We start from the raw sequence: 17404 nt of genomic DNA on the forward strand, positions 1-17404 counted from the left end.
GAGATGAAGCTCAATGCAAAGGGGTTATTTTTGTTATTTGCTGGCTGGAGGTTTATTGGCAGATTGGTGTGATACCTTTTATTGCGATACTTTTCGCATATTGTAGAGATACCAACAGTTCAATCGTTACCAATGATGAAAAATAGCCCAGAATCATTGATAATTACAGGTTCTTACTGTAACGAGTTTTTACAGTGATAACGTTTTTACCATGATAAGGTATTACCGTCCCTATGGCACGAATGAAAATAATCAAGAGGCTTTTTTAAACATGGATATTGACAATAAAGCGCGTATTCACTGGGCATGTCGTCGTGGGATGCGTGAACTGGATATTTCTATTATGCCATTTTTTGAATATGAATATGACTCGTTGAATGATGATGAAAAACGCATTTTTGTTCGTTTGCTGGAATGTCCAGATCCTGATCTTTTCAATTGGCTGATGAATCATGGCCACCCGGAAGATGAGGAGCTTTTCAACATGGTGCAATTGATTCAAAGCAGAAACCAAGCTCGTGGCCCTGTGGCACAGTGAACTGAGAGTATCTCTCCGAACCCGCTTGTTTTCCTCTGGCGTACATGGAGTTATTATTCTGGTTGCTCTATTAACACCGTGGTTTGCCAATAGTTTTTATGTTTGGCTTCTGCCACTGATCATTATCTCCATCGTGGCGAGTTGGATAAAGAGCCAGAGAAATATCATGCAGTGCCAGGGGAAACTAATACTGCTTCGTGGCAATAAAGTACACTGGCAAAAAGAAAGATGGAAAATGGTTCAGCCACCGTGGCTTAGCCGTTATGGGATAATGCTCACCCTACGCACCTTTGAGCAAGCGGAAAGTTTTCGCCATCGGCCTAATATTCGGTTATGGGTGGCATCGGATAGTATGTCGGTTAAAGCTTGGCGTAGTTTTAGCCAGATTATGCGTAGTACAGAATTGTGGAAAGAAAAGGCAGAAAGATCATGAAAATCTGACATATTTATTCCTGTGTGGAGAATCTGTTGTGGCTAAGATATGGATATATCACTGCTGAATTGGCAAATGGCAATAAGCTGTTTTATTAGCGAATTCGGTGACCGCCTGGGCGGTCACCTTTGATGAAAGATATTTACAAAACTTATGTACAGGCTCTGTTAGCCACGTAAACCACGTCGCCTATTTTTACCACTCATTTTTTATATCCAGTACAATAGAATTACAATCTCCTACATTCATCTCACGTATCATATTTAAATATTTCATGTTCTGTCACCATCCAGAAATTAGTAATGACCTCCAACACCATGAATTGTGATTATTTTATTAGTGTCATCTTTGGTGAATGTTACCCTGTGTTTTTGACTTAGCCTTATACTAAGGAAATCGCCATTCAGTTTTTCGAAGTTACTGCCTCTTGTTGTACCAATATTTTTTGCTGCTGTAATTGGATCATTACCCATTTGTATCTCTTTTATAAATGATTCATATTTTTCTTGTGCAGCTTTCTCCATATTATCAAATTTATTCTGATTTTTCTTAAGCTTATTAAGATCAACTCTCCATCCAGACGTTGTAGCTGTAGACGATGATGTTGGACTCGATTTAGGCATTTTTGTTGGACCCAATTTAGGCCCTTTTGTTGGACCGGCCAGATAACCTATTCTGCCATCAGGTAACTTCTGAGGTGGTCGAAAGAAAGGCTGAGAAAGTTTTTTTCTTCCAATATAATTCTCTAATGATTTAGTTTCTAATCCGTTGTAAAAATTTCTTGAAAAAATCCTCTTTCCTAGTGAAGTTGCAGCAGATAAGATAAATAAAAAATCAATTAATTTAAAAAATCTTGCCGCGTTTGATTGTTGATTTTCCTCCAGAGGGATTTCTTGTGAAGCAAAGAAATAGAGTGCTAACAATTTGTCTTCATCTGAATAATCACTCAATCGCTTATTTTCAAGTTCAGGAACATTCCAGGTATTTTCAGGATGTTGACCTCCAAAATCCAGTTCGTTCTGGAGAAATCCATTTGCCATATCTTTAGAAATTTGATCACCATTCTCACCCAATAGTGCAGATGAAAGGTTAGACATATATTCTTGATAAATGCTATCTGCGGTATCCTTATTCTTATAATAGTCATTTGGAAGTTGAAAGACATTATGAATACCACTTACCGCTAAAGCGTATGCTAATATTACTTTTTTAGCTCGATATTCAATTCCATATGCTGCTGTATGGCCTTCATCTGTCTGCTTAAAGTTTAGTATACCTATTATATCTCCCGCTATTTGCTTTTCAACGGGTAGATAACCTTCACCTCTAGCATCAGGCGTTAATTGTATTACACTCGAAGTTGTTATGGATTTTATAACCATTGTATTTTCAATCATTGTACTTTCCCATTATGTTGGCGTTTATTGAAATAAAGACTAATATAAATTGCAGCGTTGATTTCCGCTGTTACGGTTTCTTGACTGCTTTAATTAAATTATCAAGTTTATTTTCTCTCGATAATATCCTTACAAACACCTCGGATAATTGAGGGGCTAATATTTTAATAATAAGTAACTATATAATCATTTTTTTATGATTATGACTAAATATAAAAAATATGTGTTTATGTGACTGCTGGATATATAGATAACATAGCACTTTTATGGTGTCAAGCACTGCTAAGTGACTTAATTTTGATTATATTATAGGCATAAGTGATTCGATTTTAATTAAATCTCTGTAGCCTGAGCCAGTTTATCAGGACTCTTTTAGAGACAACTGTAGCGAATGAAACAGCATTATCTCTATATATTTTGTTTTAGTGTTGTCTCTAATGACAATGGAGAAGAAAGTAAAACAGATAAAATTACACGATGTAGTTTTGATATTAAATTTTTCCCATCATTATTGTATGGAATTTCTGACAAATATGTTGGCATACATGCTGTTAATTTTTTTTTAAATTGTTGTTAGTTTTAATTGTGAAATAATTTAAGCGTTAGCACATATTTTTCTATTTTTTATAGTGGTGAATTAATTTTGCAAATGGGATTTGCATTTTATTATATATTTATTAGTTATAAGTTAATGCCAATTTATTTATGAGTAATATATTTAAACTAATAACTAAGTAATTTATCATTAGTTCAATTTTAATTAACTTTAAAATAATCAGGGTCTTTAGATAAAATGCCATTTTCTGATGGATTAGTTGCTTAAAGGTAGTATTATAATTCAGACTGTATCTTGCATACGTACAGTTATTACGAAATTTCAACTTTAAAGAAGGGGCTTATATGAAGGTTTCCACACTTGTCGCATCAATTGCTTTGGCTGGCTTTTGCTTTGTTGCAAACGCCTCTGCTCTTGATAATGTTGCTGTTTATTCTACAGAGAAATCTGACGGCTCTATGTCAGTGGGTGGCAAAAATGCTTACACTAAATCTTTCGAAGTTGCAGTAGCGAACTTATCCGGTAAGGATATTGATTTGTCAAAGCTTTGTTTGAAAGCTTACTCACCTGATAAAAAAGAATTTAGGCTGGATACGGTTGATGAAGAGCTGAGTCAGGGCACACTGAAAGCGGGTAAGTCTGTCAAAGGTATTGCTGTGTTTGCTTCTGAAAATGATGAAGTTCATAAAGCCGCTCTTATTAAAATTTCTGATAATTGCAAGTAACCAGATAAAGCAGCCTTTCTGGCTGCTTTATCTGGATTAGCCTTTCAGGCTCGCTCTGAACTCTTAAGGAAACTTAAGTGATGCTAAAACAGTGCTTCCATTTCTGACAATATCTGTAGACTCCATTGATTCAAGCGCTCATCAGTCTCTTCAAACTGGTTCACATCATCCAGCGCAAGACCGACGAACTGTTTGCCATCTTCCGTCAGTGGTTTTGGACTGGTGAATTCATAACCTTCAGTCGGCCAGAAACCGATAAACTGCACGCCCATAGGAAGTAAATGGTGATACAGCATTCCTAAGGCATCCAGAAACCATTCGCTGTAATCAATTTGATCGCCCATGCCGTACATGGCAACAATTTTCCCTGTCAAATTCAGTGATGGAAGTTGATCCCAAATAGCCAGCCAATCTTCCTGTATTTCACCGAAATCCCATGTAGGAATGCCGAGGATCAAGACAGAATATTCTTCCATCAATTTAGGATCACAATCTTTGACGTTGTGTAGGTCGATCAGATCCTCACCAAGAATATCGCGTATTTTTTCTGCTACCATTTCAGTATAACAAGTGGTAGAGCCGTAAAAGAGACCAATTTTCATCATTATTTATCAGAGAATTTCTAATATGAGAGAGGGTATTGTAACAGAAGAATTGCTTTTTCAGGCATAATAGCCGATCGGAAGGCGCAGATATAAAGGAGGGCTTGTGCCAAGCAAACACGTATTAAAAACTGATGTATCGGAACAGAGCCCATCGGCTAATCCCCTGATAGAACAATTTTTGGATACGATCTGGCTGGAAAAAGATCTGGCAGAAAACACATTGGCTTCTTATCGGCTTGATTTACAATCTTTGAATAATTGGCTGGTGTATGGTGGCTATGATTTGCTTTCTGTACAGTCTATCGAACTACAATCATTTTTGGCTGAACGGGTAGATGGCGGTTATAAAGCCAGTAGCTCTGCGCGTTTGCTGAGTGCCATGCGCAGATTGTTTCAATATCTCTATCGTGAAAAAATGCGGACGGATGATCCAACCGCGCTTTTATCTGCCCCCAAATTACCTAAGCGCTTACCAAAAGATTTAAGCGAAAAACAGGTTGAAGACTTGCTAAACGCGCCCTCGACTGAGCAACCAATAGAATTGCGGGATAAAGCGATGCTTGAAGTGCTCTATGCCTGTGGGTTACGCGTATCTGAATTGGTTGGATTAACATTATCAGATGTGAGCTTACGTCAGGGCGTTGTCAGGATCATAGGTAAGGGGAACAAAGAAAGATTAGTTCCTTTAGGTGAAGAAGCTCTCTACTGGCTGGAGCAATATCTAGAGTATGGACGCCCATGGTTACTGAATGGCATAGTGTCCGATGTGTTTTTTCCCAGTAAACGGGGAACACAGATGACGCGCCAGACTTTCTGGCATCGGATCAAACATTATGCTGTATTGGCTGGTATTGATTCTGAGCGTTTATCCCCGCACGTTTTACGCCATGCTTTTGCAACACATTTAATCAATCATGGTGCTGACTTACGGGTTGTGCAGATGTTACTCGGACACAGTGATCTCTCCACAACACAAATTTATACACATGTGGCAACTGAACGTCTTAAAGTGCTGCATCAACAACATCATCCTCGCGGATAACAATTCATAAATGGCAGTTCATTGAGCACTGTTTATGAATAGTTTGCGAAGGAAGGTGCAAAAAGGAACAAAGTAATGAAGAAAATTGCGTTTTGTCTTTCCTTAATACTAACTGCTTTTGCTAACAATACTTTTGCTGACGACAGCATGATTAATAACTCATTGTCAAAAATGGGACTTAAGGCAGAAAGTATCACGCCATCACACATTACTGGGGTAAGTACTGCTTTAACCCCGCATGGGACTCTTTACATATCCAATGACGGTAAGTATCTGTTCCAGGGGCCACTTTACGATCTCAGTGGAAAAGTACCAAAACAAGTGATTAATCAGGCTTTGGTAAAAAAACTGGAAGCCTTGAAAGATCAAATGATCATTTATAAGGCTCCAAAAGAAAAACATGTAGTGACTGTATTTACAGACATTACTTGTGGATATTGCCGTAAGTTACATGAAAATATTAAGGAATATAATGATAAGGGAATAACTATCCGTTATCTGGCATTCCCTCGTCATGGTCTGCAACACCAATCAGCGAAAGATATGCAATCTATTTGGTGCAGTGCGAAGCCTGCTAAGGCATTGGATGATGCTTTTAAAGACGAGAAAATTTCACCTATTGAAAGTTGTAAAAAGGATATTGCCAAACATTATGAGCTCGGCTTACAGTTTGGTGTCAGTGGAACACCAGCTATGATACTCAAAGATGGCAGTATGATTAGTGGTTTTATGCCGCCAAAAGATTTAGCTGACGCATTAGCGCAGCATGCTGAATAACCATCCAACAGATCCTGATTTAGTGAATAACAGGTAGTGAATTAAGCCCAGTGAATAGAAAAACACAACTCCGCCGCCGCCCAGCGGCGGATGATAGCCACCTTCCCGATAGTATCCATCCGTTATTACGCCGCTTATATGCTACACGTGGTATACGCCAGGCTGATGAGTTAGAACGTGGAGCGAAAGGGTTACTTAATTATCAATCTCTCAATGGCATTGAAGAGGCTGTTTCCTTGCTTATTACAGCATTGCACCAACATTGGCGCATTGTTGTTGTCGGTGATTTTGATGCTGATGGAGCAACCAGTACCGCATTAAGCATCCGTGCATTATGTGCAATGGGATATCGGAATCTGGATTATTTTGTGCCTAATCGTTTTGACGATGGTTATGGATTAAGTGTGCAAGTCGTGAATGATGTCGCCAAAAAAGGGGCTGATCTGATCATTACCGTCGATAATGGGATCTCTTCCCATGAGGGTGTTACAACAGCACATCAGCACGGTATTAAAGTGATCGTCACAGATCACCATTTGCCGGGGGAAACACTGCCAGCCGCAGATGCCATTATCAACCCCAATCTGGTGGATTGCTCCTTTCCTTCAAAAGCATTGGCCGGTGTTGGTGTTGCTTTTTACCTGATGTCCGCTCTCAGAGCGGAACTACGTAAAATAGAATGGTTTGAGCAACAGGGTATCCCTTTGCCGAATCTGGCAGAATTGCTTGATTTGGTGGCATTGGGAACAGTGGCAGATGTCGTTCCTCTCGATACCAACAACCGTATTCTGGTGTATCAGGGATTGAACCGGATCCGGGCAGGGCGTTGTTGTGTCGGTATTCGCGCATTACTGGAAGTTTCCAAACGAGAATCAGGAAAACTGGTTGCCAGCGATTTGGGGTTCTCCCTGGGCCCACGGTTAAATGCAGCAGGGCGACTGGATGATATGTCCGTTGGCGTCGCATTGTTGTTGACTGATGATATTGTACAGGCACGACAAATTGCCTGTGAATTAGATGGATTGAACCAAACTCGTCGTGAAATTGAACAGGGTATGCAGCAGGAAGCCTTGCAGATCTGTGACCAAATTGAACGTACTCATACTGAATTACCTTATGGGCTGGCTATTTATCATCCTGAATGGCATCAAGGAGTCGTGGGCATTTTAGCATCTCGTATTAAAGAGCGTTTTCATCGTCCAGTTATTGCTTTTGCTCCTGCGGGAGACGGAACACTAAAAGGTTCAGGTCGTTCCATAAATGGACTCCATATGCGAGATGCTCTTGAGCGCCTTGATACTTTATATCCGGGATTAATGCTGAAATTTGGTGGTCATGCTATGGCAGCCGGGTTATCGATTGAGCAGGATAAATTCGACCAGTTTCAGCGCTGTTTCTCTGAGTTGGTGGCAGACTGGCTGGATGTCGCTCAACTTGAAGGTATCATCTGGAGTGATGGTGAGCTGGCATTAAAAGAGCTGTCACTGGAAGTTGCTGAAATCTTGCGGGATGGTGGTCCTTGGGGGCAGGCATTTTCTGAGCCGGTATTTGACGGTAAATTCAAGCTCCTGCAACAGCGGATTGTTGGTGAAAATCATCTGAAAGTCATGCTTGAGCCGTTAAAAGGAGGGCCGATGTTGGATGGTATTGCGTTTAACATCGATACAAAATTCTGGCCAGATAACAGCGTTAAAATGGTGGAACTGGCTTATAAACTGGATATCAACGAATTTCGCGGTAACCGTGATGTTCAGCTTTTAATTCAGCACATCTGGCCTCACTGAATTGGCCTTACTGACTGAGTCTATCGATTGGCTAAGGGAGTGTAACTAACCACCTATTCATCGCCACATAATCACATGTGATTATGTGGTAAGTCACTTGAAATGCTATAAACCCTTTGCTAGATCCGTTACAATACGCGGTTCGAAAATATCCATACGATCATCTTTCTGTAAAAAACATCGTTTTTTATAAAAACACAACGTATAAGACACGAAATATGTTTGAAATTAATCCGGTAAAAAACCATATTCAGAACCTGTCTGAGCGGACAGCAGTTCTGAGGGGGTATCTTTGACTATGATGCCAAGAAAGAACGTTTAGAAGAAGTTAATGCTGAATTGGAACAGCCTGATGTCTGGAATGAACCGGAACGGGCACAGGCGTTGGGTAAAGAGCGTTCATCGCTGGAAGGCATTGTAGAAACGATTGATCAGCTTGAACAAGGCTTAGAAGATGTAAACGGCTTGTTGGAGCTGGCCATTGAAGCTGATGATGAAGAAACTTTCAATGAAGCGGTAGCTGAATTGGAGCAATTGGAAGAAAAATTGGGCCAGCTTGAATTTCGTCGTATGTTCTCTGGCCAATATGACAGTGCAAACTGTTATTTGGATCTACAAGCAGGTTCTGGTGGTACGGAAGCACAGGACTGGGCGAGTATGTTGATGCGCATGTATCTGCGTTGGGCGGAATCCAAAGGCTTTAAGACCGAAATTATTGAAGAATCTGATGGTGATGTTGCAGGTTTGAAATCTGCTACCATCAAAATTATCGGTGAATATGCCTACGGTTGGTTACGTACAGAAACCGGCGTACATCGTCTGGTACGTAAAAGCCCATTTGATTCTGGTGGCCGCCGCCATACATCATTCAGCTCAGCCTTTATTTACCCGGAAGTTGATGATGACATTGATATCGAAATCAATCCTGCTGATTTGCGTATCGACGTATACCGTGCCTCTGGCGCGGGTGGTCAGCATGTCAACAAAACCGAATCTGCGGTGCGTATTACTCACGTACCGACAGGTATTGTTACTCAGTGCCAGACAGACCGCTCTCAGCATAAAAACAAAGATCAAGCGATGAAACAGTTGAAAGCCAAACTGTACGAGCTGGAAATGCAGAAGAAAAATGCTGATAAACAGGCTATGGAAGAGAACAAATCGGATATCGGTTGGGGTAGTCAGATCCGCTCTTATGTTTTGGATGATTCCCGCATTAAAGACTTGCGTACAGGTGTTGAGACCCGCAATACGCAGTCTGTGCTGGATGGTGATTTGGACAAATTCATTGAAGCAAGCTTAAAAGCTGGCCTATGAGGAACTAAAATGTCACAACAACAGCAGGGGGCTGAACAGGCTCCTGATTTAAATAATGAACTGAAAACACGCCGTGAAAAACTGGCTACACTGCGCAGCAACGGTATTGCATTCCCGAATGATTTTCGTCGTGAAAACATTTCTGAAGATCTGCATGCAAAATACGATGACAAGACTCAGGAAGAGCTGGAAGCGCTGAACATTGAAGTGACTATTGCAGGTCGTATGATGACCCGCCGTATCATGGGTAAGGCATCTTTTGCGACCTTGCAGGATATGGGTGGCCGTATTCAGATCTACGTTTCCCGTGACGATCTGCCGGAAGGCATTTATAACGAACAGTTCAAAAAATGGGATTTAGGTGACATTTTAGGTGCACGCGGTAAATTATTTAAAACCAAAACCGGCGAGCTTTCTATTCATTGTAGTGAACTGCGTTTACTGACTAAGGCTTTGCGCCCATTGCCGGATAAATTCCACGGTCTGGCGGATCAGGAAACCCGTTATCGCCAGCGTTATCTGGATCTGATCTCGAATGATGAATCGCGTAGGGCATTCCAGATCCGTTCCCGTGTGATGTCTGCGTTGCGTAATTTCATGATCAGCAAAAACTTCATGGAAGTTGAAACGCCGATGATGCAGGCGATCCCTGGCGGAGCGAGTGCGCGTCCATTTATTACTCACCACAATGCGCTGGATATCGACATGTATCTGCGTATAGCGCCAGAGCTTTACCTGAAACGTCTGGTGGTGGGTGGTTTTGAACGTGTGTTCGAAATCAACCGTAACTTCCGAAATGAAGGGGTTTCACCACGTCATAACCCAGAGTTCACCATGATGGAACTCTACATGGCTTATGCTGATTATCAGGATTTGATCGTTCTGACTGAAGAATTGTTCCGCACATTGACTCAGGACGTGTTGGGTACGACGTTGGTCAAATACGGCGAACAAGAGTTCGATTTTGGCAAACCTTTCGTGAAAATGACCATGAAAGAAGCAATTTGCAAATACCGCCCGGAAACCAACGTGGCGGATCTGGATGATATGGTTAAAGCTGTTGCTATCGCTGAATCTCTTGGTATTGAAGTTGAAAAAGGTTGGGGATTAGGCCGTGTTCAGTGTGAAATTTTTGAAGAAACTGCGGAAAGCCATCTGATTCAGCCGACATTTATTACTGAATATCCGGCAGAAGTTTCTCCACTGGCGCGTCGTAATGACGATAATCCATTCATTACTGACCGTTTTGAATTCTTCATTGGTGGACGTGAAATCGGTAATGGTTTCTCCGAGCTAAACGACGCAGAAGATCAGGCAGAACGTTTTGCAGAGCAGGTTCGTCAGAAAGACGAAGGTGATGACGAAGCCATGTTCTACGATGATGACTACGTAACTGCATTGGAACACGGCATGCCGCCAACAGCGGGTTTGGGTATTGGTATCGACCGTATGGTGATGTTGTTCACTAATAGCCATACCATTCGTGACGTGATCTTGTTCCCGGCTATGCGTCCGAACAAATAATCGTTTTTTGATTAAAATCAATAAATAACGCCCTGCTCAGCTTGTTGAGCGGGGTGTTTTTACAGTGAGGAAAATAAAAAGTGAGGAAAAGGCAAGCGTAGCGCGTCAGTAATGCGTTGAATAGGCCAAAATGACTATATCTATATCCGGTTAAGCGAGAAACTCTTTCTGGCTGGCAATTAGTTTAGCACCACAAGCCGTGTACATCCCTTCCACAGCGATAGATTTTCCTTTAAGCAGTAATCACTTTTCCAGCGCGATCGGTTGTGTTGTTTAATAAAATAATGGCTTTGTTTGCCATGTTTAACCTCATACCTGAAACATTCGGTTATCAGTGATTAAGTCAGCAACAACATCAGAAACCATAAATAATTTATATTAATTTCTGATGTTATGATGCTTCAAGACAAGCGTTTTACCATTCCCCATAGGGATATTTTTTCCCTTTGATAAAATCTTTAATACGTTTGGAATATTCCGCATAGCCATCAGGATAGTTTGTTTTATCCTGACATACCGTCATCTTATCGCCGGAAACGGATTCACCAGTAGCAATTAAGATATTATCACCGTTATTTTTATCATAACCGCGTAACCATGCACGGGCAGTTCCACCGGGAGCTAAACCAATAAATATTGTATCCCGATAGAATATCTGTCCCTTAACTGCTTTCGAATCATAAGGTTCACGCATTAGTTGCCAGATTTCAGGGATAAATTTAAAGGTTGTCTGATAAGATTTTTTATCAATCACAGAATCCCAGCAAACGGTCAATGAACGGGGAAGAGCTTCACCATAGTTTCGAATACCACTACTCCCTCCTAAGCGTTTATTCCAGCCATGCAAACTTTCATAATCTGGGTTTGCACCATCTGGCATAAATTTTTGAACAATATAGTTATCCTCATCCTGAAATTGGACAAAGCTGATGCTGGCAGGAAAATATTTCGGCGTGCGTAACTTAAACCACCATTTATCATAAGGCAACGGCTGACTGTGGCGCACAATGGGCTTGTAAGTTACCACCCGTTTTCCGGGCGGATAGGACTGACAGGCGGTTAATCCCAATATCACACCTAAGCTCAGTAACAAGGCGAATGATCTTTTGTTTTTCATTATGAAATTTCCTTACCGGTAATATCAAAAATGGCTCGGTGCCATTTTTCACAAGGACACAAATTGAACTTGTTGCGTTAATCCAGCTCAAAATAACGGCATTACCATTCCCCATAGGGATATTTTTTCCCTTTGATAAAGTCTTTGATATATTTGGGGTATTCGCTATAACCATTCAGAACTTTTGTTTTTCCCTGACATACCGTCATCTTATCGCCGGAAACGGATTCACCAGTAGCAATTAAGATATTATCGCCGTTATTCTTATCGATGCCGCTTAACCATGCACGAGCTATACCACTTGGTGCTAAACCGATATAAATAGCCTTCCGGTAATCCGGTGGTTGTTTTTCATAGCCGGGATAAAAGGCAGGCTCACGCATTAGTTGCCAGATCTCAGGAGTAAATTTAAAGGTTGTCTGATAAGATTTTTTATCAATCACGGAATCCCAGCAAACGGTCAATGAACGAGGAAGGGCTTCTCCATAGTTACGAATTCCGCTGTTTGTGATACCCAGTTTTTTATTCCAACTGATTAAACTACGAAGGTTTGAATTAGCTCCATCCGGCATAAATTTTTGCACAATATAATTGTCTTCATCCTGAAACTGGACAAAGCTAATGCTGGCCGGAAAATATTCTGGTGTGTAAAACTGAAACCACCATTTATCATAAGGCAACGGCTGACTGTGGCGCACAATGGGCTTGTAAGTTACCACCCGTTTTCCGGGCGGATAGGACTGACAGGCGGTTAATCCCAATATCACACCTAAGCTCAGTAACAAGGCGAATGATCTTTTGTTTTTCATTATGAAATTTCCTTACCGGTAATATCAAATATGGCTCGGTGCCATTTTTCACAAGGGCGATTCACAAAACTGATTAACTCGATGGAACCTACACCTCCCTGAATTTGTTCATCTTTTATTACCACACTATTCCAATGGGATGAGCAATGAACATATTTAGTCTGGATCAACGCTAACTCTTCAGCACTAAAAGGGGTTAATGATTGGCCTTGCCGGACTGCTCGTCCTTGTTTAATGGCTTTTTCCGTCAATGGAGCAAGTTCCGGAGGCAGTTGATAATCTTTATCATCATCATTGGGTTTACCAAAAATCACACCAGCCTCTTGTGCGGCATCCTGCATCACCAGCATCACTACTTTTGACCAGTCATTGGTGATTTTCCGATATAGTACCGCTGCCGCTGCCACTTGTTTTTGAAAACGTTCCAGATCATTACGGGGGTAAAACTGGTTATTTTGCCATGTTTCCACTTTGACCTTGTTACCGTGAAGTAACGGGGCAATGGTGGGATAGTTTCTCATCTGCGATAATTCCCCCTGTGCTTTTTTATATATCCAGGTGGCATTATTGGGGATGCTTTCATCTATTGTAAGGCTGTGTGGCCGGGTGATAAATAATCGTTCTGTTTCGATAGGATTATAGCCACCGCCAATATCTGAATGAACCCCTGGAAATATCAGTTCTGGATAATCAGGGGTGATACTGTTTAAAGAGAAGTTATAGCGGCATTCATTCATGGCCGTAATCTGGAAGACATGTTCAGCAATGCCAGCGGGTAAACGAATATCAATATTGCCCGTATCGGCACTGTGAGGATTAAGCCCGTTACCTAATGTACCAATAGCTGCTACCGTATCAAAAATGCCCAAAAAACGATTTTTCCCAGTGGGATATAAGGATTTATCCAGATAACGGTACTGGTCAAAACAATCTGTTAACGCCTGCTCCAAAATCGGATCACAATTAAAAACCCGGTTAGCGAAGTGCCGCGCTGCCGCAGCTCCCCGACTAAATCCAATAATATCGAATTGCAAGCATTTGACATTACTCTGAATCTTCTTCAATGCCTCTGATATTTCAACTTTTATTTTTTGGATGGCCATTTCAGTTTTGGCATGGACACCTGTTTCCCCTATCCCCAGTCCATAGCCTACCACACTGTCTGACTTTCCTGCCTGAGTACCAATCCCCTCAATATATACTTTGGTTTGATGGGAACTATCGTCAATTTCTTCCTGCTTATATATTTCATGCAAAAAATGCACATTGGTATAGTAACCATCATAACTGATCCGCGAGGTATCACCGGGCAAGCCGAATTGATTAAAGGAACAACTCATCGCCTGTTGATTGGTCTCTGTTGCTTTCGGAAGACATAAAAGGCGCTCATTGATATTCTCGGTATTGTTACCAGTGCCATCAAAAAAGACGCCAATTGTTAAGGTAATGCCACTTTCAATGACCTGTACTTCCAGTACATGCCGCCGATTGAGTTGATGGATGGACAGCCCCTGTAACGACGATCCTCGGAAGTGCTCGGAATCCTTTAGTTCTTGCTCCTGCCAACCTTTAATTTTAGGGTATGCATCACTGAGCATTCCCAATGGGGTGTACTGGTATTCATGCCCGTCCATTAACGCTTTTGGCTTCACCGATGAATGGGCTTCTCCGGCTTGTAGACGTGGCATTCGTTTCACGATTTCATCCGCTAACGGTTGCGCTGAGACAGATAGTGTCACCAGCATGGGGGATAAATTTTCTTCCCGCAATAGCCCTTCACCATTGGTCACACCGCTACGGATATCTTTTTTATTTCCTCTGCTTTTTAGCGTATAAGGTATCCCTGTTAATGGTTTGCCCTGCTCATCTAAGAGTTGAAATTCAATCCAGTTTTTCAGTATCTTTTGACAATCTATGCAATTCGTCGGGTCTAACTGGCTCATTCTTTTCTTCCTTATATTTTATTTATCCATGAATGCTATCTTTGAGAGCAACACCTTGGGTATCAGTAACAAAGTGTTCAACCGTTAACTTGTCTAGTTTACGTCTTTCATCTCTCGCCCGTTTCAGCCAAGCAACAAGACTGTTTTGTAATTGTCCTTCCGGTTCATCCAATTTCAGCGCCAAGTCGGGGTTTTCTTCCCAAAGTTGGCAACTTAAGGCGTAAGCCAGATTATTAAGGGTCGAATCGCTTGAATGACGGGCTTCAATCAGATGATCACCTAACACAAATAAATTCGTACTCAATTCCTGGCTACAATTCTCAGGCCGGTAATAGCAACTCGGTTCGGGGGTGTCTATCATCAGCTCATTGACCGGGGTTAACAGTTCACGCCAGTCACCCGGTTTCAGGGCAGGCAGCAGCAGTGTGAAAATACGATTATCCATCAGTCGCAACACTACAACCTGACCACGTAACAACACCTGTTGATGTAACCGCCAGTGCTCTAGCTGAAATGACCACGGTAAAGTGCTGCGATAACCCCAGCCCCAACTGGCATCGCTGAGTTCGTGTTTATCCAGCAGTAGCGCCAGTTCCGGCAGGCATTTTACTTTGGGTTGTATTAGCCACGGGCTTTGTTCCAGCATGGCATCCATTGGTGTACCGCTGTAGAGCGGAAATGCCTGCTCTGTCCAGCCGTTGAGGTAAAAATGCTGGACAGGGTTCGGTTCTGCCAGACTGTTGACCAGAAAATAGCATTCCCCTCTGTCCTGATGCGTTAACCAGGTTTTCCAATCGGTAGATTCCATCATGCTTCCTCTGCTCCTGTGATAACCCAGTTTTCTTCTTGCTGAGCGAGAATGGCACAGGGTGGTTTAGCTGGGAATTCGGTTGTCGGAAGTGCTTCCGCCATCGGGAGTTGTCCTGCTTTGGCGAGCGGCTCTACCCCCTCTGGAAGTTGCAGTGAAACCCCACGTCCGCTGCCTGCGGAACCTTGCCCGACATTGATGGTCGAAGACAAAATACCACCCGGCGTAACTTTCAGAAAACTGCCGCCCACTTTTAGTGTGATTTCTGCTGCCGCTTCCAGCACCACCTTACCACCGCTTTTCAGGTGGATTTCCTGCCCGCTGTCAATCACAGTAGCATCCCCGGTCTGGATATGCTGGCTGCCGGCAATTCGATGAGATACATCGCCTTCGGTGGTGATTTTGCGTGAACCCGCGACCTGATGATGGTCATCGGCGCGGATATCATGGTAACGGTTGTTATCAATGCGGCTCTTCTGGTCATGTTTGATATGCCAGTAAGCATCGTTTTCGATATGCGCGGTCAAATCTTTCTGGCCGTGGAGATAGATTTCTTCGCTGTCTTTCGCATCCTCAAAGCGCAGTTCGTTAAACCCTTTGCCTTTGTGGGTTTTGGTTTTAAAGGTGGTGCGGGTTTTTTCTGCCGGTAAATCCAGTGGCGGACGGTTCAGGCCGTTGTAGACACAGCCGGTGACGATTGGCCTGTCAATATCCCCGTTGAGGTAAGAGATAATCACCTCCTGCCCGATACGCGGTATCGCCATAAAGCCAAAACCATTACCGTTCCAGCCCTGCGCAACTCGTACCCAGCACGAAGCGCCATCATCCGGCTGGTCATAGCGGTTCCAGTGAAAATGCACTTTAATGGCCCCGTCTTTATTGACGAAAATTTCCTCTCCTTCCGGGCCGACCACGATGGCGGTTTCATCACCATCCGCCAGCGGCTTGTAGTGGAAAGGCGGACGATAATCATCCAGACCGGAAATAAAACTGAAATGGTTAGAGAGTGTGGTGCCTTCACCACCGTTGTCGCCTAGTGCCTGTGGGCAACATCCGTGGTGGCTGATACCGACCACCTGCCAGCGAACATTCAGCGGGTTATGGGGGTGATTTTTTATCTCGAAGATTTTGCCCGGCATCAGTTTGATGCAGTTACTGCTACCGCTGCCGGTCTGCTTCTGGTTATCCAGCGCTTCCTGTCGGTATTTCAAAAAGGGGATGGCGGCAGCATCTTTCTGAAATCGCCCATAACTTTCAAACACGGTATAAGGGGTCTGGCTGCCGAAATCGCGGAAACCTTCACTGCTGTGCATATGGGAGAGGTGATAGCGCGGATTCTCCGGGTTGAAGTCTTTGTGCAGGCTGCGCTGTGGATTCATTCCTACCCCTAAGCGTACCTGATAAATCGTATCCACCCCATGCGCGGTTTCCGGTTGTGGTTGGTAAAGTAACGCCAGCCCGGCGGTCATACCGAGATGGCTGTCACTGAAAAACGCCGTTTCATCTTCAAACCAGAAACTAAATCCTTCTTCCGCTGCCAACCGACAGAAAAACACATAATCGGATTCGCGTTTCTGGGTCACATATTCCCTGTCCTGATGGGTGTCATAGAGCTTCGAATCGGCTTTTACCCGGTGTTTTTTCAGCAGGCTGTTTAAGATGGTGGGGACATTTTGTTGATGATAAATCCGGCTGTCCTGATTGAGCGTCAGCCGCCAGAGGGCAGGACGCACGGTCAAGGAATAGAGCGTTTGGTTGCCATCGGTGCTTACCCAGTCGGCATGGGAGATGATGCCAGTTGTTCAGTTTCGCCGTAAAAAATCTGTAATACCGCTTCCTGCATCAGCAGTGAGACCAAATCAATCTCCACCTGCGGTTTAAACGGATTCGGGTTACCGCTTCTGACCAGTGTCAGGTTCAGGGTAAACAGTTCAGATAACCCTTCCTGTAGGGAAAATTCCCCCACAGCAAAAGTGTCTTCCGGCACACCGGTGATGTGGCAGACAAAGCGTAATCTACTTTTCATGTT

The 17404-nt window shown here is 42.8% G+C and carries 16 protein-coding genes; 8 read left to right on the top strand and 8 right to left on the bottom strand.

Going from position 1 to position 17404, the window contains the following annotated elements; translation table 11 throughout:
• Positions 1-271: 271 nt before the first annotated feature.
• Positions 272-538 carry an FAD assembly factor SdhE gene (gene sdhE / locus ABLA85_RS01725; protein ID WP_367960797.1) on the top strand — a complete coding sequence of 89 codons (267 nt, stop codon included), beginning with the start codon at positions 272-274 and terminating at the stop codon, positions 536-538.
• Complete coding sequence (locus ABLA85_RS01730; protein ID WP_367960799.1) at positions 519-971, top strand: protein YgfX; 453 nt, start codon at positions 519-521, stop codon at positions 969-971. Before sdhE ends, ABLA85_RS01730 begins: the two co-directional genes overlap by 20 nt.
• A gap of 296 nt (positions 972-1267) precedes the next feature.
• On the opposite strand, the gene ABLA85_RS01735 is transcribed toward ABLA85_RS01730, so the two are convergent.
• Positions 1268-2368, bottom strand: a complete 1101-nt coding sequence (locus tag ABLA85_RS01735; protein ID WP_367960801.1) for a Txp40, insecticidal toxin (previously name A24tox) — start codon at positions 2366-2368, stop codon at positions 1268-1270.
• 900 nt (positions 2369-3268) lie between these two features.
• On the opposite strand from ABLA85_RS01735, the gene ABLA85_RS01740 reads away from it, so the two are divergent.
• Positions 3269-3649 carry a DUF4354 family protein gene (locus tag ABLA85_RS01740; RefSeq protein WP_367960803.1) on the top strand — a complete coding sequence of 127 codons (381 nt, stop codon included), beginning with the start codon at positions 3269-3271 and terminating at the stop codon, positions 3647-3649.
• Positions 3650-3732: 83 nt separating this feature from the next.
• Here ABLA85_RS01740 and fldB read toward each other — a convergent pair whose 3' ends face one another.
• Positions 3733-4251: a flavodoxin FldB gene (gene fldB, locus ABLA85_RS01745; protein WP_367960878.1), complete on the bottom strand. Its 519-nt coding sequence runs from the start codon at positions 4249-4251 to the stop codon at positions 3733-3735.
• 106 nt (positions 4252-4357) lie between these two features.
• Between fldB and xerD the strand changes: the two genes are divergently transcribed.
• The 5 genes from xerD (at position 4358) to lysS (ending at position 10698) form a co-directional block, all read left to right on the top strand.
• Positions 4358-5296, top strand: a complete 939-nt coding sequence (gene xerD, locus ABLA85_RS01750) for a site-specific tyrosine recombinase XerD (protein WP_052189545.1) — start codon at positions 4358-4360, stop codon at positions 5294-5296.
• A 75-nt stretch (positions 5297-5371) separates the two neighbouring features.
• Positions 5372-6073, top strand: coding sequence for a bifunctional protein-disulfide isomerase/oxidoreductase DsbC (dsbC, locus tag ABLA85_RS01755; RefSeq protein ID WP_367960805.1), 702 nt, complete (start codon positions 5372-5374; stop codon positions 6071-6073).
• 50 nt (positions 6074-6123) lie between these two features.
• Complete coding sequence (gene recJ / locus ABLA85_RS01760; protein WP_367960806.1) at positions 6124-7857, top strand: single-stranded-DNA-specific exonuclease RecJ; 1734 nt, start codon at positions 6124-6126, stop codon at positions 7855-7857.
• Between the two features lie 218 nt (positions 7858-8075).
• A protein-coding gene (prfB, locus tag ABLA85_RS01765; protein WP_156115361.1) for a peptide chain release factor 2 occupies positions 8076-9174 on the top strand; the annotation gives its coding sequence in 2 pieces (ribosomal slippage) (positions 8076-8150 and positions 8152-9174; 1098 coding nt in all).
• Between the two features lie 9 nt (positions 9175-9183).
• Positions 9184-10698, top strand: coding sequence for a lysine--tRNA ligase (gene lysS, locus ABLA85_RS01770; RefSeq protein ID WP_367960808.1), 1515 nt, complete (start codon positions 9184-9186; stop codon positions 10696-10698).
• A 415-nt stretch (positions 10699-11113) separates the two neighbouring features.
• Here the strand turns inward: lysS and ABLA85_RS01775 are convergent, their stop codons facing one another.
• The 6 genes from ABLA85_RS01775 to ABLA85_RS01800 all read right to left on the bottom strand — a co-directional run bounded on the left by ABLA85_RS01775 (position 11114) and on the right by ABLA85_RS01800 (position 17401).
• Positions 11114-11815 (bottom strand): DUF2931 family protein, encoded by a 702-nt coding sequence (locus ABLA85_RS01775; RefSeq protein WP_367960810.1) that lies wholly within the window; start codon positions 11813-11815, stop codon positions 11114-11116.
• A gap of 101 nt (positions 11816-11916) precedes the next feature.
• Positions 11917-12624, bottom strand: coding sequence for a DUF2931 family protein (locus ABLA85_RS01780; protein ID WP_367960812.1), 708 nt, complete (start codon positions 12622-12624; stop codon positions 11917-11919).
• Entirely contained in the window at positions 12624-14567 is a 1944-nt protein-coding gene (locus ABLA85_RS01785) for a DUF2235 domain-containing protein (RefSeq protein WP_367960814.1), read from the bottom strand. The genes ABLA85_RS01780 and ABLA85_RS01785 overlap by 1 nt, the downstream gene beginning before the upstream one ends.
• Before the next feature lie 22 nt (positions 14568-14589).
• Positions 14590-15378 carry a DUF4123 domain-containing protein gene (locus ABLA85_RS01790; RefSeq protein ID WP_367960816.1) on the bottom strand — a complete coding sequence of 263 codons (789 nt, stop codon included), beginning with the start codon at positions 15376-15378 and terminating at the stop codon, positions 14590-14592.
• Entirely contained in the window at positions 15375-17114 is a 1740-nt protein-coding gene (gene tssI / locus ABLA85_RS01795) for a type VI secretion system tip protein TssI/VgrG (RefSeq protein ID WP_367960818.1), read from the bottom strand. Before tssI ends, ABLA85_RS01790 begins: the two co-directional genes overlap by 4 nt.
• A gap of 29 nt (positions 17115-17143) precedes the next feature.
• Positions 17144-17401 (bottom strand): hypothetical protein, encoded by a 258-nt coding sequence (locus ABLA85_RS01800; RefSeq protein ID WP_367960820.1) that lies wholly within the window; start codon positions 17399-17401, stop codon positions 17144-17146.
• Positions 17402-17404: the final 3 nt, after the last annotated feature.

The sequence above is a fragment of the Xenorhabdus sp. SGI246 genome (assembly GCF_040838225.1).
In the GTDB taxonomy this organism is placed as follows: domain Bacteria; phylum Pseudomonadota; class Gammaproteobacteria; order Enterobacterales; family Enterobacteriaceae; genus Xenorhabdus; species Xenorhabdus indica.